The sequence below is a fragment of the Janthinobacterium sp. FT14W genome (assembly GCF_009208755.1).
Classification (GTDB): domain Bacteria; phylum Pseudomonadota; class Gammaproteobacteria; order Burkholderiales; family Burkholderiaceae_D; genus Janthinobacterium; species Janthinobacterium violaceinigrum.
Genome location: NZ_WFLL01000045.1, coordinates 1 through 20,221 on the forward strand (window position 1 = coordinate 1; position 20,221 = coordinate 20,221).

Here is a 20,221-nt window from a genome sequence, read left to right on the forward strand (position 1 = left end):
GCCGCGGCGGGCGGCGCGGGCGGCTGCTGCGCCGCGGCGCGGCTGGCCTCTTCGCGGCGCGCCCGTTCCTGCTCGGCGCGATAGGCCGCCTCCGCCTTGGCGACGATGGCCTTGCGCTGCAATTCCTGGTGTTCCTGCAAGGCCGTGGCGGCATCGGCTTCGCGGCGCGCGCGCAACTGGCCCCGCAGCGCTTCCTTGCGCAGCTTGCGCGCCTCTTCCGCTTCGAAATGGCGCTGCGCTTCCTGTTCCCGGCGCAGCTTGTCCTGTCGCTGCTTTTCCAGCGCAGCCGCCTGGATTTCCGCCTTGCGCCGCTGGTCCAGCTCTTCCTGGCGCACGCGCGCCTCTTTCAGCGCCGCTTCGCGGGCCTGTTCCGCGGCCAGCGCCGCCTCCTTCTGCTGCTGCGCCGCGCGCGCCTGCTGCTGGCGCGCCTGTTCCGCCAGCTCTTCGGGCGACGGGCCGGCCGCGCGCTCCAGCCCTTCCAGCAAGGCCTGCACCGATTGGGGCCGCAGTTCCGCCGTCAGGGAAAAACCGTTCTGCAGCACTTGCCACTGCGCGGCATTGAGCGCCTGCGGCGCCGAGGGCAGATGGCTGGCGCTGCGCGCATCGTCGAACGGCATGCGCCCTTCCAGCATCTGGTAAATCATCACGGCCACCGCATACACGTCCAGGCGCGGGCTGGGCTGGCGCTGGTGCGTGCCCGACTCCGGCGCGCGATAACCGTGCGTGCCCGCATTCGGCGTTTCCAGCGCCAGGCTGCTGCCCGCATTGCGCACGCGCGAGGCGATGCCGTAATCGAGCAGCTTGATGTCGCCTTTCGCCGTCAGGAAGACATTGCCCGGCTTGATGTCGCGGTGCACCAGCTTGTGCTTTTCCCACGCGTACGACAGGGCCTCGGCCACCGGCTGCAGCAGTTCCTGCACCGTGGACAGGGGCAGCGCGCCCTCGCGCCCCAGGTAATGCTCGAGATCTTCGCCATCGAGGCATTCCATGATGATGAAATAGCTGGCCGTGGCCGGGTCCTGCGCCCACTCGTAGACGCGCACGATGTTTTCATGCGCGAGCTTGCGCGCCTGCGTGGCTTCCTCGATCAGCAGCTTGGCGTGCGTGGCGCTCTGCGTCAGCTGCGGCGGCAAGATCTTCAGCGCCACCATTTCGCTGCTGCCCAGTTCCGCGTGCGTGGCCAGGTCGGTGGCTTGCCACACCTGCCCCATGCCGCCCGTGCCGATCAGCCGTTCGAGCCGGTAGCGGCGGTTTTGCGGACCGATTTCCTGGCCCGTCATGAAGCCCAGTTCCGTGCCCTGGCGTACGGGCAGCGGCGCGGGCGTGGCGCCGGGCGGCGCGTACTCGGCGTCGAGGATGGCGTTCTTGCGGCGTTCAAATTCCTGCTCGCTGAGCAGCCCGTCGTCGTGGAGGGCGCGCAGTTCCCGCAGTTTGTCTCGTGCTTTTTGCATCATCTGGGGTGAAACGCTTCCATCAAGGCTGCAGGGCGGCGCCGCAGGCGGCGCAGAATTTATCTTCGGGATGGCCCGCGCGCTGCGCATGGCCGTTCTTGCAGCGCGCCGGCGCGACGGCGGCAGCGCCTGGCTGCAGCGCCTGCGCCACGGCCACGCCCAGCTGCGCCTGCGCCGACAGGCCATGCGCGTGCGCCGCATTCTGCAAATTGATCAGGTCCAGCTGCTGGCGCCGTTCGCGTTCCGCCTGGCCTTCCAGGTAGCTGCGTTCCTGCGCCGCGCTGTCCTGCGCCATGCGCAGCGCGTCCAGCGGCGCGACGCTGTTCTCGGCCGCCGCCAGCGCCGCCAGCGCGTGGATCTGCTCGGCGCTCATGCCCGCCTGCAGCTGCACCTTCAGCACTTGCGCCAGCGCGGCCGCGTTCTGCCCGGCGGCCATGGCCACCTTGCCCGTGTCGCTCAGGGAGCCGATTTTCTCGATGCGGTCGATGTCGATGCGCGCCAGTTCGGCCGCATGCGCCTGCTGCGCCAGCAGGGCTTCGTATTCGCCCTTCCAGCGCGCGTAATCGCTTTCGCGCTGCTGCGCCATGGCCAGCAGATCGCGCTGCCATTGCGCTTCCTGTTCCAGCTGGCGCAGCTGCTGGCGCTGTTCCTCGATGGCCAGCGCGTCGAGCTGCGCCAGCTGCGCTTGCTGCTGCAGCTGGCGCGCGTGCACGCCATCGGCCTCGATGGTGCGCAGCAGTTTTTCCTGCTGCGCGATGGCGTCCTCGCGCGCGCCGCCGCGCCGCAGCGCCGCCACCTTTTCCGCGATTTCCGCCGCCTGCACCTGGGCCGCCTCGTCCTTGTGCGCCTCGGCGCGCAGCAGTTCGCGCTGGCGCGCCAGCTGCATCTGGTCTTCCCACTCCTGCACCCGCTCCGCTTCGCGCTTGCGCGCCGCATTGGCCAGCATCAGGCCCTGCCAGGCGGCCTGGTGCTGCTCCGCTTCCAGCTGCGCCTCGCGCCGGGCCGCATCCGCTTCCGCCTGGCGCAGGCGCGCCAGCTGGGTGCGGCGCCCCGTCTCGTCATCGATCAGCAGCGCGCTCTCGATCTGCTGCGCGATCGACTGCAAGTGGACCTGATGGGTAAAACGCTGCTGCGCCAGCTGGATCTGTTCGCGCCCATGCAGCTGCGACAGTTCCAGCTCGCTGCGCATCTTGATGGCGGCCAGCGCCCGCACGTGTTCCCAGTTGGCCGCTTCCTCGGTGCGCTGCGCGCCCTTCTGCGCCAGTTCCTGTTCCAGCTCGCCCAGCGCCAGCGCGGCGCCGTGGTCGAGCGCCTGGCGCCGCGATTTCGCTTCCAGGATGCGGCCATACAGGTCGATCTGGCGTCCGCGCAGCGCTTGCAGGCGCTCCGCTTCCTGGTGATTCAACTCCGCCTTTTCCACCGCCGCATCCTGCTGCAGTTCGGCGCGCCGGTGCGCATGGCGCGCCGCCAGCTCTTCGCGGCGGATGCGCTGCCACTCTTCCTCGTCATACAGCTGGTCGAGCTGCTTCATGCGCTCCAGGCTGTGCTGCTCCAGCGCCTGCGCCGGCGCGCCGCCCAGCCACAGGGTGCCGATGGCGGCGTCGCCGTCGCCCTCGCGCTTGTCGTGCCGCAGGCTCAGCGTTTCCACACGGGCCACGGCCAGGCCGCTGGGCGCCAGGCGCTGCGTCAGGGCCGATTGCAGGCGTTCGTTCAATTCGGGCCGCAGGTCGGCATTCGCATCCATCTCGCGCAGCGCGCGGCTGCCGATGAATTCCAGCGCAATCTGGCGCACGGACGGCAGCAGCAAGGCGTGCAGGTGGGCGCGCGTGACGGCGCCCGGCGCGCGCATGAACTGGCGCGCGAATGCATCGGGCTGGCCCAGCGCGATCTCCACGCGCAGGGAGGCGGCGATGCCCAGCAGTTCCGTACTGGCCAGGCCCGGCAAGTCGAATTCCAGGCTGACGGCGTCGGCGCGCGCGATCAGCACTTCGGCCGGGCGCGCCGGCAGCAGCGCGGGCAGGCGGGCAAAGAAGGCGGCGCTGTCGTAGTCGCCGGCCGGTATCGAGGTGAAAGCGTCCGATTGCACGATCCAGGCGCGCGACTCGGCAGGCACCTGCAGGCGGCGCGCCGCGCTGCCGAACAGCGAGGACAGTTCGCGCACGCCAAAGAACAGCGCCAGTTGCCCATCAGCAAGATGCCATTGATTGGCATGCAGCACCGCATCGCTGTCGGGGGCGCCCAGCGACAAGCCGCATTGCGCGCAATAGCCGGCGGCAGCGCCGTTCTTGTGCTCGCAGCGGGGGCAGCGGGCGCCGCCAAAACCAAACAATTGGAACATGTGTGACTCCTGATGAGAATTATTGTGTGCGCAACCCCGCTGCTGTGCCGATTCTAGCAGGACAGCTGGCGCCGCACCTGCCGCGCGCCGCGCGTGCACGACACGGCGCACAACACTGTGCAGTGTCAAATAATGCCATAGGGCAATTGCATTCATATGCACGGATACAGGGCTAATTAGGCCTCAATTCAAGCGGTCGCCCGCCAGCCCCGTGCGCAGGCATTTCAACGCCGTTTTTTTGCAGGCCATCCCGCCAAAACCACGGCTGGTCGCATCCGCATGGCGCCGCGGCGCGCGCATGGCTACAGTGCAGACATACCCACCCGCCACCCGAAAGGAACGATCATGAAAACCCTGAAAAACATGGAAGCCATTTTCACCGTCGCCGTCGCCATCGCCTGCGGTGCCAGCTATGCCAGCTTCACCCAGCCAGCGGCGGCCAAAGCGGCCGCTACGGCGCAGGCCGGCGCCAGCCCCGTGGTGGTGGTCAGCGCCAAGCGCCTGACGGAACAGGAAAAGAAAATCTCGCTGATCGAAGAACGGCAAGCCTTGCTGGGCAACGCCACCGCCAGCACCCTGTGAGCCGCCCATGCCGACTCCACGCCGCCTGGCGCACTGCCGATAGGCGCCGCGCCAGGCCGCCATTTGCCTCCGATTTGTATCTGCCACGGATACACGGACACACAGCATTGTGTCAATTGTAATAAGTTGAATCAAAGGCGATCCGCTCGCCCGCAAGCGCCTATAGTCCATTTCACGCAATCACCGAAATGGAGCACACCATGAAACCCATCACACTCTACGCAGCAGCCATGCTTGCCATCAGCACCGCAGCCTTCCTGCCCGCGCAGGCGATGGCACAGAACCAGCTCGGCGTCAGCATTGTCATCGGTAGCGCTCCGCCTCCGCCCCGCTTTGAAAGCGTGCCCGCGCCGCGCGCCGGCTATGTATGGGCGCCCGGCTACTGGAACTGGGATGGCCAGCGCCATGTCTGGACCGGCGGCGAATGGCTGCGCGAACGGGGCGGCAACCAGTACCGCCGCGCCGCCTGGATACAGGAAAACAACCGCTGGCGCCTGGACCGTGGCGGCTGGGTCGCCGCGCAAGTGCAGCCCGTGCGCTATGACGAGATCCGCATCGCCCCGCCGCCGCCGCGCCGCGAAGCCATCCCGCGCGCCCGCCACGGCTACATCTGGGCGCCCGGCCACTGGGAATGGCGCAGCCAGCGCTACGCCTGGACACCCGGCGTGTGGATCGCCGAACGTCCCGGCTTTGTGTATGCGCCGCCCGCCTGGAACCAGCGCGACGGCCGCTGGCAGATGGAGCAGGGCCGCTGGTCGCCACGGGGCCCGAACGGCGACCGTGACCGCGACGGCATCCCCAACCGCTATGACCGCGACAATGGCAACCGCCACGACCGCGATGGCGACGGCATCCCGAACCGCGACGACCGCCGTCCCGACAACCCGCGCCGCAGCTAGGCAGCATTGACACCAAGGCCACCGTTCGCGGTGGCCTTGTCATTTTCCCGACACATCCGTGTATTAACATCGCGCGACGATCAATCACACTGCGCGAGAAAGATTCACGATGGCGATGGAAACTGCCGGCTTTACCTACGGTTCGGACACCTCGGGCCTGGTCTGGGGCTTCCTGTTTGGCCGCGACGCCCCCCCGCTGGCGCTCGATTCGACGGCCGCACTGGCCTGGCTGGCCGACGGCGCGGCCCGGCCGGCGCAGGAATTCGTCTGGCTGCACTTCAATCTGTCGCATGCGGCCAGCGAAAAATGGCTGATGACGCATACGCAGCTGGCCGACGAATTCTATGAAACCCTGCACCAGGGTTCCCGTTCGACGCGCATCGAACAGGCGGAAAACACCCTGATCGCCGTGGTCAACGATGTGGTGCACAATTTTTCGTTCGAAGCGTCCGACATTTCCACCATGTGGGCCAGCGTGGCGCAAAACCTCGTCATCACGGCGCGCCGCGCGCCGCTGCAGTCGATCGAGCGCCTGCGCCAGGCCGTCATCAAGAACCACGAACCGATCCGCTCGTCGGTGGAACTGCTGATCCACCTGCTGCGCGACCAGGCCGACGTGCTGGTCAACATCGTGCGCGACGCCGTGGCCAGGGTCGACGATATCGAGGACCACTTGCTGGCCGGGCGCCTGGTGCCGAAGCGCGAAGACCTGGGCGCCATGCGGCGCGTGCTGGTGCGGCTGCAGCGCCTGCTGGCGCCGGAACCGGCCGCCCTGTTCCGCCTGCTGCAACGTCCGCCCGCATGGGTATCCGAACTGGACAGCCTGGAACTGCGCCAGTCGACGGAGGAATTTTCCGTGGTCCTCAGCGATATGTCGTCCTTGCAGGAACGCATCAAGTTGCTGCAGGAAGAGATTGCCGCCAGCGTCAACGAGGAAAACAGCCGCAGCCTGTTCGTGCTGACCATCGTCACCGTACTGGCCTTGCCGATCAACATCATCGCCGGCATGCTGGGCATGAACGTGGGGGGTATTCCGCTGGCCCAGCACCCGCAGGGCTTCTGGATCATCGTTGCCATCATCGTCACGTTCACGGTCGTGGCTGGATGGCTGGTGGTGCGCGTGCAACGCAATAGTTGATTATTGGAAACACGGCCTGGCAGGCGAACGGCAGGCGCCGTCCGCCGTCACTGCTTGCCGCGCTTAGCGGTGGTATTCGCCAGCCCGTTCAGGCTGGTACACGATTTCCTCGATCTTCACCTTCACCACGCCGCCCGGCATGGGCCAGGCGATGCTGTCGCCGACGGACAGGCCCAGCAGCGCGCTACCGACGGGCGCCAGCACGGAAATGCGGTCGGCCTGGCCTTCCACGTCCTTCGGATACACGAGCGTCAGGCAGAATTCTTCCTTGTTTTCCACCGTGAAGCGCACGGTGGAATTCATCGTCACGACGGTCGGAGGGATTTCCTGCGGCTCCAGCACTTCGGCGCGGCCCAGCTCGTCCAGCAGGGCGGCCTTGTCCGGCGACAGATTATTACCCAAGGCATACAACAACGCTTCCAGTCGTTCCAGGTCCTGTGACGACAAAATAATTTTTGGTTTTTTTTCCAAGATATCCTCACTATTTATCATTAGGGCGACGTCCGGTTTTGCCGGCGGCGAGTTACTTGCGCGCGCGAGGCAAAACAAACAGCATCAGAACGTCCATCATCAGCGGATTATGGACGAACTCGCGGAGCAAGGCCATAGCGTTCTCGCATTCTTCATTAAAATTTATTAAAATCAATGACTTGCAATGGCTTATGCAGACAGGTAGTTAATCCGTTCCACGCCCGCCCGCGGCACGAAGTTATTCTTCATGACATTTTGTTTACCATCGGCATGTTTTTACGAGGAAAAAACCAGCCGGCAAAAAAAGGATTAAAATTCAAGTACGATTATTATTAGAAAGACACGCCCCGTTTTTTCCGCCTGTCTTGCCCCCTTGCCTGCCGCCACCGGCCCGCGGCACGGACAATAAATTGCCGCGTGCCCTGTACTTTCACGCTGCAAAATGACAATATGTCGGCCTTAACAACACGTTGAGAGTTCCGGCTCACTTCGGCTTTCATCAGACTGGAACGTAAAGTATGGCAGGGCGAGGCGGGATCACAGGGGGCGGCGGCAAGCGGGGCCGGCAGGAGAATGCGTCATGATGGCGCCATTGATGCTGCCCTCGGTGCAGTGGCGCGGCGACCGGATTGCCCGGCTGAACCTGCTGGCCGCGGCCGCCATGCTGGCCATGGCCAGCCTGCTGCTCATCCTCTTCCAGTGGTATTCCCTCCAGGCATCGTTCCAGCGCAACCTGCGCATCCAGGCCGACATGCTGGCGCCCGCCGCCGCCCTGGCCCTGCGCCAGGACAACCCTCTTGCGGCGCAACAGCTGCTCGCCCCCCTCGCCGCCGCTCCGCATGTGCAGCAAGCGCTGCTCTACAGCCCGTACGGCGCGCCGTTTGCCCGCTACGCGCGCAGCGGCAGCGATGCCGCCCCCGCGGCGCCGCGCGCCGGCATGCAGACCGATTACCTGGGCGGCCATGCCGCCCTCCTCCAGACCTTGCCCGGCGGCGGCGCGCTGTACCTGCGCGCCAGCCTGGCGCCGCTATACGTGAGCCTGGCGCAATTTTCCGCCTTCACCCTGCTGGTCTGCCTGTGTGCATTCGGCCTGACGGTCCTGATGGTGCGCCGCACGCGCGCCGCCGCCCAGCACGCGGAAAACCATCTGCACTACCTGGCCCACGTCGACCCCGTCACCCAGCTGCCGAACCGCCATGAATTCAACGACGCCCTGGCCTACGCGCTGGCCCGCGCCGACCGCCAGGACAGCAGCGTGGGCCTGCTGCTGCTGGACCTGGACAATTTCAAGGTGGTCAACGATACGCTGGGCCACCACTGCGGCGACCAGCTGCTCAAGCTGGTGTCCGAACGGCTGGTGGCCATCCTGCGCGGCACCGACATCATCTGCCGCATCGGCGGCGACGAATTCGTCGTCATCGTCGAACCGGCCGACGACGCCTCGGAAATGGCCAGCGTGGCGCGCAAGATCCTCGCCGTGCTGGCCGAACCGTTCGCCCTCGAAGGCCACCAGCTGTATGTCAGCGCCAGCATCGGCGTGAGCCTGTACCCGTTCGACGCGCAGGATGTGGCCACCCTGACGCGCAACGCCGACACGGCCATGTACCACGCCAAGCACCAGGGCAAGAACCGCTACGCCGTATTCCAGTCCGAGATGGAGCTGCGCGCGCAGCGCCGCCTGCGCATGGAAGCGAACCTGCGCCGCGCGCTGCAGAATGAGGAACTATATCTGCACTACCAGCCGCAGATCGACCTGCGCAGCGGGCGCATCGTCGGCGTGGAAGCGCTGATCCGCTGGCACTGCCGCGAAATGGGACAGCTGAGCCCCAGCGAATTCATCCCCGTGGCCGAGGAAAGCGGCATCATCGCCGACCTGGGGCGCTGGGTGCTGCAAAGCGCCTGCCGCCAGGCCGCTGCCTGGTGCAAGGCGGGCTTGCTCGATTCGCTCGAGCACGTGGCCGTCAACCTGTCGGCCTGCCAGGCGCGCGACCCGGGCCTGATGGACGATATCCACGCCATCCTGCACGAAACGCAGCTGCCGCATGGCTTGCTGGAGCTGGAAATCACGGAAGGGGTATTGATGGACAATGTCCACGCCAACGTGGAACTGATGCGGCGCCTGCAGGACACGGGCATCCACCTGTCGATCGACGATTTCGGCACCGGCTATTCCTCGATGTCGTATCTGAAACGCCTGCCCATCGACCAGCTGAAGATCGACCGCAGCTTCGTGCACGACCTGCCCGGCGAGGGCGAGGCCATCGTCACGGCCATCATCGCCATGGCGCACAGCCTGCATCTGAAAGTGGTGGCCGAAGGCGTGGAAACGCTGCAACAGGTGGAGTTTTTGCGCAAGGCGGGCTGCGACAATGCGCAGGGCTTCTTCTTTGCCCGTCCCATGACGGCGGCGCAGCTGACGGCATTGCTGCTGGAGCGGCGCGACTGGAGTACGCGCACGATCCTGCCGGCGTAAAAAAAGGGCAGAACTGCCTGTTCTGCCCTTGGCGCCTACTGCATATTCATCAAGCCAATTTTGCCGAATGCTCGCGCGTGGCGTGGAACGTCAGCTTCGGCCAGCGCTCTTCCGTCAAACGCAGGTTCACGCCCGACGTGGCCAGGTAGGCCATGTTGCCGGCCGCATCGTAGGCCACGTTGTGGCCCAGCGCGTTCTCGAAATCCTGCAGGATGCGCTTGTCGTCGCAGCTGACCCAGCGGGCGCTGCTGATGCTGGTGCCTTCGAACACGGCATCCACGCCATACTCGTTGAGCAGGCGGCTGGCCACCACTTCGAACTGCAGCACGCCGACGGCGCCCAATACCAGTTCGCCGCCCTGCACCGGCTTGAAGACCTGCACCGCGCCCTCTTCGCCCAGCTGCTGCAAGCCCTTGTGCAACTGCTTGATTTTCAAGGGATTACGGATGCGCACGGAGCGGAAGAAGTCCGGCGCGAAGTACGGGATGCCCGTAAACGTCAGCATCTCGCCTTCGGAAAAACTGTCGCCGATCTGCATGTTGCCGTGGTTCGGCAAGCCGATGATGTCGCCCGCGTACGCCTCTTCCACCTGTTCGCGCGAGGAAGCCATGAAGGTCACCACGTTCGACACCTTGATCTCGCGCCCCAGGCGCAGGTGCTTGACCTTCATGCCGCGCTCGAAACGTCCCGAGCATACGCGCAGGAAGGCGATGCGGTCGCGGTGGGCCGGGTCCATGTTGGCCTGGATCTTGAAGACGAAGCCCGTGAATGGCTGCTCGGTCGGATCGACGGAACGCACGGTGGCGTCGCGCGGGCGCGGCGCCGGCGCCCAATCGACCAGCGCGGACAGAATCTCGCGCACGCCGAAATTGTTGATGGCCGAACCGAAGAACACGGGCGTCTGCACGCCGGAGAGGAATTCCTCCAGGTTGAACGGGTTCGACGCGCCGTGCACCAGTTCCACTTCCATGCGCAACTGGTCCATCTCCAGCGGGAACATCTCCTGCAGGCGCGGGTTGTCGATGCCCTTGATGATTTCGAAGGCGCCGTCGGCCTTCTCTTCACCGGCCTTGAACAGCATGATCTCGTCTTTCAGCAGGTGATACACGCCGCGGAAGTTCTTGCCCATGCCGATAGGCCAGGTGACGGGCGCGCACTGGATCTTCAGCACCGATTCCAGTTCGTCGAGCAGGTCCAGCGGATCGCGCGTCTCGCGGTCCATCTTGTTCATGAAGGTGACGATGGGCGTATTGCGCATGCGGCACACGGCCAGCAGCTTGATCGTCTGCGCTTCCACGCCCTTGGCCGCATCGATCACCATCAGCGCCGAATCGACTGCCGTCAGCACGCGGTAGGTATCTTCCGAGAAATCCTGGTGGCCCGGGGTGTCGAGCAGGTTGACGACGTGGTCGCGGAATTCGAACTGCATCACCGAGGAGGCGACGGAAATGCCGCGCTGCTTCTCGATCTCCATCCAGTCCGACGTCGCGTGACGGCCCGATTTGCGCGCCTTGACGGTGCCGGCCATCTGGATCGCGCCCGAGAACAGCAGCAGTTTTTCCGTCAGGGTGGTCTTGCCCGCATCCGGGTGGGAAATGATGCCGAAGGTGCGGCGGCGCTGCACTTCGCGCGCGATCACGGCCGGCGCCTTGCTGCTGGCCGGCGCCGCGGCGTTGTCCGCACTGTCGCTGGAATCGGGGGGAATGATGTCGTTCTCGTTGGCCATATTGGTGACCATAATATGGCCCTCGCAAAAAACCCTCGATTTTACAGAAGGATCGGCCTTCCGTGTGAACTGCTTCACTCTGGCGAACGGCAAAATTGACGCGGGAATCGGGCAGGCTGCCGCGCACTTCATCAAGGGGTCACAATCCGCAGGCAACATTGCACTGCAGAAATGTTGCCACCCTACCCTGGAAATCCGATGAAAATCCTCCTCACCCCCGCCATCCGACTCATGCAGCGCTTGCGCCTGCTGCCCAAATTCATGCTTGTCTGCCTCGTCTTCCTGCTGCCGCTGGCGCTGGCGACCACCCTGCTGATCTCGGAACTGGGCAAATCGCTGGCGCAGGCGCAGGATGCGCAGCGGGGCGTGGCCTATGTGCGCCAACTGCAGGAAGGCACGCGGCTGCTGCAGCAGCGGCGCGGCCTCGAGCACTTGCGCCTGAGCGGCAAGGCGGGCATGGACAACACGGCCCTGAACGCGCGCATCACGGCCGCGCTGGCGGCCCTGGCGCGCTTGCCGGCCGGCGCAGGCCTGCCCCAGGCGGCCGAACTGACGAAACAGTGGCAAGCCCTGCTGGGCCGCCAGGCGGGCCTCGCGGCGCGCGACAGCTACGCGGCGCACACGGCTCTGCTGCGCCAGGCCGCCAAGCTGGGCCAGCTGGTGGCCGACCGCTCGCACCTGAGCCTGGACCCGGACGCGGGCGCCAACCACCTGAGCGCCGTCTTCACCGCCACCCTGCCCGACTTGGCCGAGAGCCTGTCCGACATCGGCGGGCGCGGCGCCGCCTACATCGACACGGGCCTGTTCGAGGCGAACGAAGACCAGCTCGTCAACGCCAACGCCCTGATCGCGCGCCACGAACTGGAACGCCTGCCGGCCCGCTACGACGAAATCCTTGCCGCCAAGCCGGAACTGCGCGCCAGCCTGCAAGGGGCGCTGAAAGCCGTGCCGGCCGCGCTGGCCTTCCTCGAACGCACGAAGAATGAAGTGACGAATTCCTACGACCAGACGTCGGGCGCGCAATTCCACGCAGCCGGCATGCAGGCCATCGACGCCCTGCACGCGCTGTCCGGCGCCTCCGCCAGCGCCCTGCACGATCTGCTGGCGCAGCGCATCGCCCGCGACGAGGCGCGCCGCGCCCTGATCCTGGCGGCCATGCTGCTGGTACTGCTGGCCGCCGCCTACCTGTGCGCGGGCTTCTACGCCGCCTTCGCGCGCGACGTGACGCAGTTGCGCGTGGCCGTCGGGGCGGCGGCGGCGGGCGACCTGTCGCAGCGCATCACCTCGCAGGCACACGACGAAATCGGCGACCTGGTACGCGACTTCGGCGCCATGACGCACGGCCTGGCCAACCTGGTGCAGGAAATCCGCGGCGGCGCGGCCGTCATCGCCGCGGCCGGCGCCGATATCGCGCAGGGCAACGCGGCCCTGTCCGGCCACACGGCCACGCAATCGGACGCCCTGGGCGCCACCGTGGACTCGATGCGCGAACTGACGGCCACCGTGGGCCGCAACGAAGCCCACGTAGGACAGGGGCGCACCCTGGTGGCGACGGCGGCCGACGTGGCCCTGCGCGGCGGCCAGACCGTCGGTGCCGTGGTCGAGACCATGGCCTCGATCAAGGCCAGCTCGCACAAGATCGTCGACATCATCGGCGTCATCAACGGCATCGCCTTCCAGACGAATATCCTGGCCCTGAACGCGGCCGTGGAAGCGGCGCGCGCGGGCGAGCAAGGCCGCGGCTTTGCCGTCGTGGCATCCGAGGTGCGCAGCCTGGCGCAGCGCTCGAACGAGGCGGCACTGGAAATCAAGCGCCTGATCGGCGATTCCGTGGCCACCGTGGATGCGGGCGGCGAACTGGTGAATGCCGCCGGCAGCACCATGCGGCAAGTCGTCGACGCGGTGCAGCAAGTCGCCGTGGTGATCGGACGCATCAGCAGCGCCGGCGCCGAGCAGAATGGCGAGATCGCCCGCATCAACCAGGCGCTGGCGCAAATCGACGACATGACGCGCCAGAACGCGGGCCTGGTCGACGAAGCCCGTGCCGGTTCGCAGCGCCTGCACCAGGAAGGCGAGGCGCTGACGCAGGCCGTCAGCCGCTTCCGCCTGGGCGAACACGAGGCGCCCGGCGCGCGCCAGACACCGGCCGCTACCGTGCGCGACGGCTTGCCCAGCGTGCGTCCGGCCGGCCTGTGGAGCGCCAACAAGCCCCGCGTCATATCACAAAATCGCGCAGAACGGCGCAAGGCTAGCTAGTCAAAAGTGTGCGCGTAGGACTAGGACTACAATTCCGCCTCAAAAGAGACTACAAAGTGGCGACTGCTAATCTTATGTTCGCCACTTACATAAGCTTTTAAAGTAGCTACATCGCGATCTGCACCGCGCGGTCGAAAAAAAACGCTGTTATCCGATGGATGCGGCACGGCTTTCGACCGGCAACGCGGCAGTCGCACTCCGATGTAAAAAGCCTGTGAGGAATACTATGAGCCATACTCAACTTAGCACCCCGGTCCAGAAGAACCAGTTGCTGCCGCGCGCCATGCCGGCGGCCGGACGGGAAATCAAGCTTGCGTCGCGGGTTAGCCTCAGCAGTGCCCAACAGAATGAATTGCTGGCCGCCCTGCCGCGCGCCGCACTCGAATCGCTGTTTGAAGACCTGGAACTGGTGGAACTGCCTTTCGGCAAGGAACTGTATGCCTACGGTAACAACCTGGAATACAGCTACTTCCCCACCACGGCCATCATTTCGCTGCTGTACGTGATGGAAGACGGCGCCACGACGGAAATCGCCGTCGTCGGCCATGAAGGCGTGGCCGGCGCCTCGCTGCTGGCAGGCGAGCGCGCCATGTGCACGGCCGTCGTGCAAAGCGCCGGCTACGGCTACCGCCTGAAGACGCAAAGCCTGCGTGATGCCTTCAATCAAGGCGGTGCCCTGCCCCAGCTGCTGATGCGCTACACCAATGCCCTGTTTGCCCAAATGGCGCAGAACGCCGTCGGCGGCCGCCACAGCTCGATCGAGCAAAAGCTGTGCCGCTGGCTGCTGGACCGCCTGGACCGTTCGCCATCGAACGAATTGAAAGTGACGCAAGAACTGATCTCGATCATGCTGGGCGTGCGCCGCGAAAGCATCACGGCAGCCGCCGGCAAGCTGCAGGAAGAAGGCTTGATCCATTATCGCCGCGGCAATATCACGGTACTGGACCGCGCCGGCCTGGAATGCTATGCGGGCGAGTGCTACAAGGTCGCCAAGACGGAATACGACCGCCTGCTGCGCGACGTTTCGCGCTGCTGATCCGCTGCTGCGCCGCTGCCGCCAAGCCGGCGGCATGGATAAAAAAATGGCCGGGCTGCATGCCCGGCCATTTTTTTATCTCAAGAAAAATTACACCTCGGCATCCGCATCGATATCTTCCGGCTCCGGCGTCAGCGGCAGCGGAATCACGGCTTCCACGCAAGTGCCCTTGCCTTCCGGCCCCTGGCGCACGGTCAGGGTACCGCCCAGCAGCAAGGCCCGCTCGCGCATGCCCAGCAGGCCGTGCGACATGGGTTTTTGCAGGGCATCTTCCGTGATGCCGATGCCGTCGTCGATCACGCGCAGCACCAGGCCATGCTCGTTGCGCTTCAATGTCACGCTGACCATGCCCGCGCGCGCATATTTGAGGATGTTGGTCAGCGATTCCTGCACGATGCGGAACAGGGCGATCGTCAGGGTGGCTTCGCGGTTGTCGATATTGATGGCCACGTCGGTATCGCAGCGCACCGAGCTCATGCGCGTAAAATCCTCGCAATAGCTTTCGATGGCGGCGCACAGGCCCAGGTTGTCCAGCAGGCTGGGCCGCAGGTCTTCGACGATGCGGCGCTTGAGTTCCACCGTTTCCAGCAAGGTTGCCTTGGCGCGGCGCAATTGTGCCGCCAGTTCCGGCTGCGTGTGCGCCAGTTGCTGCGTGACGGCCCCCAGATCCATGCTGATCGACGTCAGATTGGCGCCCAGCTCATCGTGCAGCTCGCGCGCCAGGCGCGCCTTTTCGACTTCGTTGACGCTGATCAAATGGCGCGACAGCACGGATAACTGCTCCGTGCGCTTGCTGACCGTCGATTCCAGGGTGTCGTTAGCATTTTGCAAAGCATACTCGACGGCCGCGCGGTTCTGGAAGCTGCGCCGCACCAGCTGGTAAAACATGACCAGCACGAGGATGGCCAAGGCATTGATGCCGATGCCAAGCAGCACGGCTTTCTGGTACTCATGATAAAAAGCGGCACTGCCGGACGACAGCGCTTCATTCTGCTCGCGCGTCATGATCACCACCTGCAGGCGGATTTCATCCATGGTGGCGCGGTCATCGGTCACGCGCGAAATGTTGACGATCTCGGCCAGCCCGCCCTGTTTGTAGACCTCGATCGACTGTTGCAGCATCGACATCTTGCGACGGATCAAGCTTTGCAGCTGGCCCAGGTTTTTCAGCTGGGTGGGACTGCCCGCAAGCAAGGTTTGCAGCTCATTGAATTCATTCTCGATTTCGGTGGAAGCCGTCTTCGACGGTCCCAGATACGTTTCGGAGCCGGAAATGAAATAGCCGCGCAAGCTGCTTTCCGCATCGAGCACGAGCACGTTCAAATACTGCAGGCGGTCCGCCACGCGGGCGCTCTGACTGAGCAAGGCGTTCGTGCCCTTCAACGACTGCAGATTATGGAAGAGACTGAAACCATTGAGTACAAGCAATAAGGCGCAAGTTACGCACAGGATCGTCTTGTAGAGGGGCAGGCGGTGATTCGGGGCCGGTTCAACGGTGAAATACATCCTGATGTGCATCCTTAGCAAGGTTCGGCGCGGGAAAAAGCGCCGGCGCCGGCCAATTATAGTCCTCGCCACAGACTGCTGCACTGCACAACATCAAGTTGTGCCGGCTAGCTGGCTGCGCGATCATGCTGCCATGATCGCACCGCTACGCTAGTCAAGCAAATTGTTTTTCATTGCGTAATAGGTCAAGTCGCTGTTGGATTGCAAGCCCATTTTTTCCATGATGCGCGTACGGTAAGTACTCACCGTCTTGATACTCAGCGACAAGGCCACACCGATATCGGACACGGTGGCGCCCCGCGCCAGGCGCAAAAAGACCTGGAATTCGCGGTCCGACAACTCCGTATGCAGGGCCGCGTTCGTATCGCGGTCGAACGACTGCGCCAGCAATTCGCCCACGGTGGAGCTGACGTAGCGGCGCCCCTGGAACACGGTGCGCACGGCCGTCATCAGCTCGTCGGCTTCGCATTCCTTGTTCAGATAGCCATTCGCGCCCATCTTGAACAAGTTCAATGCATATTGCTGCGCAGGATAGCCGCTCAGTATCAGCACGGGCAACTCCGGCTGGCCCTGGCGTATCGTGCGCAGGGTATCGATGCCGCTCTGGTCGGGCATGGCGATATCGAGCAACAGCACATCGCAAATTTCGCGGCGGGCGATATCGAGCGCTTCGCGCCCCGTACCGGCTTCCGCCACGACACTGAAATCGCTTGACGACGAAAAAATCTGTTTGAATCCAGCTCGTACTATTTGGTGATCATCACAAATGGCAACGCGTATCATTGTTTCCCCTTAAATTTTCCTGGCCTGGGAAAGACTACCGGAACCTGAACGCTGCTCCGGTTCAGCGTCACTAACAAAAACGCAACATTAACATTATATTTAAAATATGACGCGCCGTACGCTACCGGCAACGCCCGGGCGGCAAGCCCATGCAGCCTGGTCGGCCCGTATCGGACAACCCGACCTATATTGGTACAAATCTTATTTTAGCAAGTTTAAAATCGCAATTAATTCGTTCCGTATCCACACGCGGTCCAGTGGCGCTTCCTGCGGCAAGACGGGCAAGGCCGGCAGCACAGGCAGCTCGTCGGGGACGGCATGCGATGCGCCACGGCTATCGAGCTTGTTGCGCGCGCCGCTGATGGTAAAGCCCTGCTCGTACAACAGTTCGCGGATGCGGCGTATCAACAGCACCTCATGGTGCTGATAATAACGGCGGTTGCCACGTCGTTTGACCGGCTTGAGCTGGGAAAACTCCTGCTCCCAGTAGCGCAATACATGCGGTTTGACGCCGCACAACTCGCTCACCTCGCCGATCGTGAAATAGCGTTTCGCCGGAATGGGCGGCAAGGCGATCAACTCGGTTTTACTGATGCGCTCGTTCATCGCCACTCACTCAGGCAGCACGGGCCAGCGGACTGGTCTCTTCGACCATGCTTTTCAGCTTCTGGCTCGCATGAAAGGTCACGACACGGCGCGCCGTGATGGGGATCTCTTCGCCCGTCTTCGGATTGCGGCCCGGCCGTTGCGGCTTGTCGCGCAACTGGAAATTGCCGAAACCGGACAACTTGACGGCCTCGCCCCGCTCGAGCGCATTGCGGATCTCGTCGAAAAAGGTCTCGACCATATCTTTCGCTTCGCGCTTGTTCAGGCCCACTTGCTCGAACAACAGTTCGGCCAGCTCAGCCTTGGTCAAGGTGGGTAAATCTTTTTCCGCTTCCTGGCGCACTTTGGCAACCAGCATGGCCCGATGCAGATCGGCGGCCAGTGCGGATTGCAGTACGGCGGAATCAACGTCGCTATTATTAATTTTCCTGCCCTGCCTTTTTCTGTGCGCCCGAGCCCGCCACATGGCAAGCTCGTCTACGGTTGACGACGGAAAGGCCGTCACGCTGGGCGACGGCCGATCCGGTAATTACGAACGCAATTTCGCGTCGTGGCCCTGCTTGGCCGCATCGATCAGGACAGCCATCAGGCCATCGACGACATCGTCTTGCAGGGTGTTTTGAGTATCTTGCAAGCTAATCCGGAAAGCAAGGCTTTTTTCATCCGCTTCCAGCCCTTTTCCACGATATTCATCAAATAAAACAATGGCTTGCACGATACGCGCTGCCGGGCTCGCCTTGGCGGCGGCGTGGAAGCTGTCGAGCAGATCCTGCACGGCCACCGATTGCTTGACGACGACGGCCAGGTCGCGGCTGGCGCCAGGGAATTTCGAGATTTCCTGGTACACGGGCACGATGCGTTGCGTCAGGGCAGCGGCGTCGACTTCGAACAGCACGGGCGCCAGCGGCAGGTCGTATTTTTGCATCCAGCGCGGGTGCAATTCGCCGATGAAACCGATGACCTTGCCATCGAGTTCCACGTTGGCCGAACGGCCTGGATGCAGGGCCGGATGCTCTGCCTTGGTGAAACGCAAGACCAGGGGCGCAAACAGCGCTTCCAGGTCCGCCTTCACGTCGAAGAAGTCGACCGTGCGTGCAGCCTGGCCCCACTGTTCGTCCGCCACCGCGCCGTAGGCCATGGCCGCCACGCGTTTTGGCTGCGCGTAACCTGCCACCGACAGGGGACCGTTTTCCACGCTGTCGTCGCGCTGGTAGATGGCGCCCACTTCGAAGATGCGCACGCGGTTCGTCTTGCGGTTCAGGTTGTAGCGCACATTGGCGATCAGGCTGCCGATCAGCGAAGAGCGCATCACGCTCATCTGGCTGGCGATCGGGTTCTGCAATTTGATCGGGTTTGTATTGCCCGAGAAATCGCGCTCCCATGCCGTATCGACAAAGCTCATGTTAACCACTTCCTGGAAGCCCAGGTCGGCCAGCTCATGACGCACCGCAAACAAGGAGCGGGTATTTTCCGGTGCAATCTGCATCACGTTTGCGGCCACGGGCGGCAAGGTCGGGATGTTTTCAAAGCCATACACGCGCGCCACTTCCTCGATCAGGTCTTCCTCGATCTCGATGTCGAAACGGTAGCTGGGCGAGGTCACGGAAAACACGCCGTCGGCCAGGGTGAATGGCAGGGCCAGGCGCGTGAAGATATCGGCGATCAGCTCGTCGTTGAGCGGCACGCCGATGACTTTTTGCGCGCGCGCCGTGCGCATCGTCACAGGCTGGCGCTGCGGCAGGTTCACCACGTGGTCGTCGACGGGGCCGACGGTGGTGGCCGGCGTGCCGCAGATTTCCACGATCAGGGCCGTGATGCGCTCGATGTGCTCGACGGTGGTGGCGAAATCGACGCCGCGCTCGAAGCGGTGCGCCGCATCGGTGGAGAAATTCAGGCGGCGTGCGCGGCCTTGAATCGCGTTCGGCCACCAGAAGGCCGCTTCCAGGTAGATGCTGTCCGTATCGTCCGAAACGGAACTGGCGTCGCCGCCCATGATGCCGGCCAGCGATTCGATTTCCTGCTCATCGGCAATGACGCCGAGCCACTCGTCGACGGCGATGGTATTGCCGTTCAACAGCTTGACGGACTCGCCCGCCTTGCCCCAACGCACGTCGAGGCTGCCGTGGATCTTCGCCAGGTCAAACACATGGCTGGGACGGCCCAGTTCCAGCATGACATAGTTGGAAATATCGACCAGGGCCGACAGCGGACGCTGGCCGCTGCGCTCGAGGCGCTGCTTCATCCAGTCCGGCGTGGCTGCCTTGGCGTTCAAGCCGCGGATGACGCGGCCCGTGAAACGGCCGCACAGGTCCGGCGCGCTGACTTTTACTGGCAACACTTCGTCGCTGGACACCGGCACGGTGCGGAACTGCGGCGCATTCAGGGGCACGCCCGTCAAGGCCGATACTTCGCGCGCCACGCCCAGCACAGACAGGCAGTCCGCCTTGTTCGGCGTCAACTTGATGGTGAATTTCAAGTCGTTGAGCGCAAAGTAATCGCGGAAATTCTGGCCGATGGGCGCGTCGTCCGGCAATTCCATCAAGCCGGCGTTTTCTTCCGACAATTTCAATTCGCGCGCGGAGCACAGCATGCCTTGCGACTCGACGCCGCGCAGCTGGCCCACCTTGATTTCAAACGGCTTGCCATCGGCGCCAGGGGGCAGCACGGCACCCGCCATCGCGCACACGACTTTCAAGCCCGGGCGCACGTTCGGCGCGCCGCAAACGATGTTGAGCATGGTGCCCGTGCCGACATCGACCTGGCACACGTTCAGGCGGTCCGCATTCGGATGTTTTTCCATCTCCAGGACCAGGCCCACCACCACGTTCGAGAACGGCGGGGCGACAGGATCGACGTCCTCGACTTCGAGACCGGACATGGTCAGCAGATGGGCCAGTTCGTCCGAAGTCATCTTCGGATCGACCATGGTACGGAGCCAGTTTTCGGAAAATTGCAT

The 20,221-nt window shown here is 64.0% G+C and carries 15 protein-coding genes; 6 read left to right on the plus strand and 9 right to left on the minus strand.

Translation table 11 applies throughout. The features are described from left to right. Both GCN74_RS23260 and GCN74_RS23265 read right to left on the minus strand, forming a co-directional pair. A partial coding sequence (locus tag GCN74_RS23260; RefSeq protein ID WP_193317218.1) for a protein kinase domain-containing protein occupies window positions 1–1,454 on the minus strand: 1,454 nt, incomplete at its 3' end. A gap of 19 nt (window positions 1,455–1,473) precedes the next feature. Further along, window positions 1,474–3,789 (minus strand): hypothetical protein, encoded by a 2,316-nt coding sequence (locus tag GCN74_RS23265; protein ID WP_152258873.1) that lies wholly within the window; start codon window positions 3,787–3,789, stop codon window positions 1,474–1,476. Window positions 3,790–4,134: 345 nt separating this feature from the next. On the opposite strand from GCN74_RS23265, the gene GCN74_RS23270 reads away from it, so the two are divergent. The 3 genes from GCN74_RS23270 to GCN74_RS23280 all read left to right on the plus strand — a co-directional run bounded on the left by GCN74_RS23270 (window position 4,135) and on the right by GCN74_RS23280 (window position 6,408). Then, window positions 4,135–4,371, plus strand: coding sequence for a hypothetical protein (locus tag GCN74_RS23270; protein ID WP_152258874.1), 237 nt, complete (start codon window positions 4,135–4,137; stop codon window positions 4,369–4,371). Between the two features lie 200 nt (window positions 4,372–4,571). Continuing rightward, window positions 4,572–5,270, plus strand: coding sequence for a YXWGXW repeat-containing protein (locus tag GCN74_RS23275; RefSeq protein ID WP_152258875.1), 699 nt, complete (start codon window positions 4,572–4,574; stop codon window positions 5,268–5,270). 109 nt (window positions 5,271–5,379) lie between these two features. Further along, a complete protein-coding gene (locus GCN74_RS23280; protein WP_193317219.1) occupies window positions 5,380–6,408 on the plus strand; it encodes a transporter in 1,029 nt (342 codons plus the stop codon). A gap of 63 nt (window positions 6,409–6,471) precedes the next feature. Here GCN74_RS23280 and rnk read toward each other — a convergent pair whose 3' ends face one another. Continuing rightward, window positions 6,472–6,879, minus strand: a complete 408-nt coding sequence (gene rnk, locus GCN74_RS23285) for a nucleoside diphosphate kinase regulator (RefSeq protein ID WP_162835757.1) — start codon at window positions 6,877–6,879, stop codon at window positions 6,472–6,474. 580 nt (window positions 6,880–7,459) lie between these two features. Here rnk and GCN74_RS23290 point away from each other — a divergent pair. Continuing rightward, the gene (locus tag GCN74_RS23290; RefSeq protein WP_152258876.1) at window positions 7,460–9,352 is read left to right on the plus strand and encodes a putative bifunctional diguanylate cyclase/phosphodiesterase; all 1,893 of its coding nucleotides are present in this window, start codon (window positions 7,460–7,462) and stop codon (window positions 9,350–9,352) included. A 49-nt stretch (window positions 9,353–9,401) separates the two neighbouring features. Here GCN74_RS23290 and GCN74_RS23295 read toward each other — a convergent pair whose 3' ends face one another. Next, entirely contained in the window at window positions 9,402–11,078 is a 1,677-nt protein-coding gene (locus tag GCN74_RS23295; RefSeq protein WP_152258898.1) for a peptide chain release factor 3, read from the minus strand. 198 nt (window positions 11,079–11,276) lie between these two features. Between GCN74_RS23295 and GCN74_RS23300 the strand changes: the two genes are divergently transcribed. Together GCN74_RS23300 and GCN74_RS23305 are read left to right on the plus strand one after the other, a co-directional pair. Continuing rightward, on the plus strand, window positions 11,277–13,334 hold the full coding sequence (locus GCN74_RS23300) for a methyl-accepting chemotaxis protein (protein ID WP_152258877.1): 2,058 nt from the start codon (window positions 11,277–11,279) through the stop codon (window positions 13,332–13,334). 226 nt (window positions 13,335–13,560) lie between these two features. After that, window positions 13,561–14,370 (plus strand): Crp/Fnr family transcriptional regulator, encoded by an 810-nt coding sequence (locus GCN74_RS23305; RefSeq protein ID WP_099411578.1) that lies wholly within the window; start codon window positions 13,561–13,563, stop codon window positions 14,368–14,370. A gap of 90 nt (window positions 14,371–14,460) precedes the next feature. Here the strand turns inward: GCN74_RS23305 and GCN74_RS23310 are convergent, their stop codons facing one another. From GCN74_RS23310 to pheT, 5 genes are all read right to left on the minus strand, one after another. Continuing rightward, on the minus strand, window positions 14,461–15,876 hold the full coding sequence (locus GCN74_RS23310) for a CHASE3 domain-containing protein (protein WP_152258878.1): 1,416 nt from the start codon (window positions 15,874–15,876) through the stop codon (window positions 14,461–14,463). A gap of 150 nt (window positions 15,877–16,026) precedes the next feature. Further along, window positions 16,027–16,659 (minus strand): response regulator transcription factor, encoded by a 633-nt coding sequence (locus GCN74_RS23315; protein ID WP_034783185.1) that lies wholly within the window; start codon window positions 16,657–16,659, stop codon window positions 16,027–16,029. Between the two features lie 201 nt (window positions 16,660–16,860). Next, window positions 16,861–17,265, minus strand: coding sequence for a MerR family transcriptional regulator (locus GCN74_RS23320; RefSeq protein WP_152258879.1), 405 nt, complete (start codon window positions 17,263–17,265; stop codon window positions 16,861–16,863). Window positions 17,266–17,275: 10 nt separating this feature from the next. After that, a complete protein-coding gene (locus GCN74_RS23325) occupies window positions 17,276–17,623 on the minus strand; it encodes an integration host factor subunit alpha (RefSeq protein ID WP_010399205.1) in 348 nt (115 codons plus the stop codon). A 171-nt stretch (window positions 17,624–17,794) separates the two neighbouring features. Beyond that, window positions 17,795–20,221, minus strand: a complete 2,427-nt coding sequence (pheT, locus tag GCN74_RS23330) for a phenylalanine--tRNA ligase subunit beta (protein ID WP_152258880.1) — start codon at window positions 20,219–20,221, stop codon at window positions 17,795–17,797.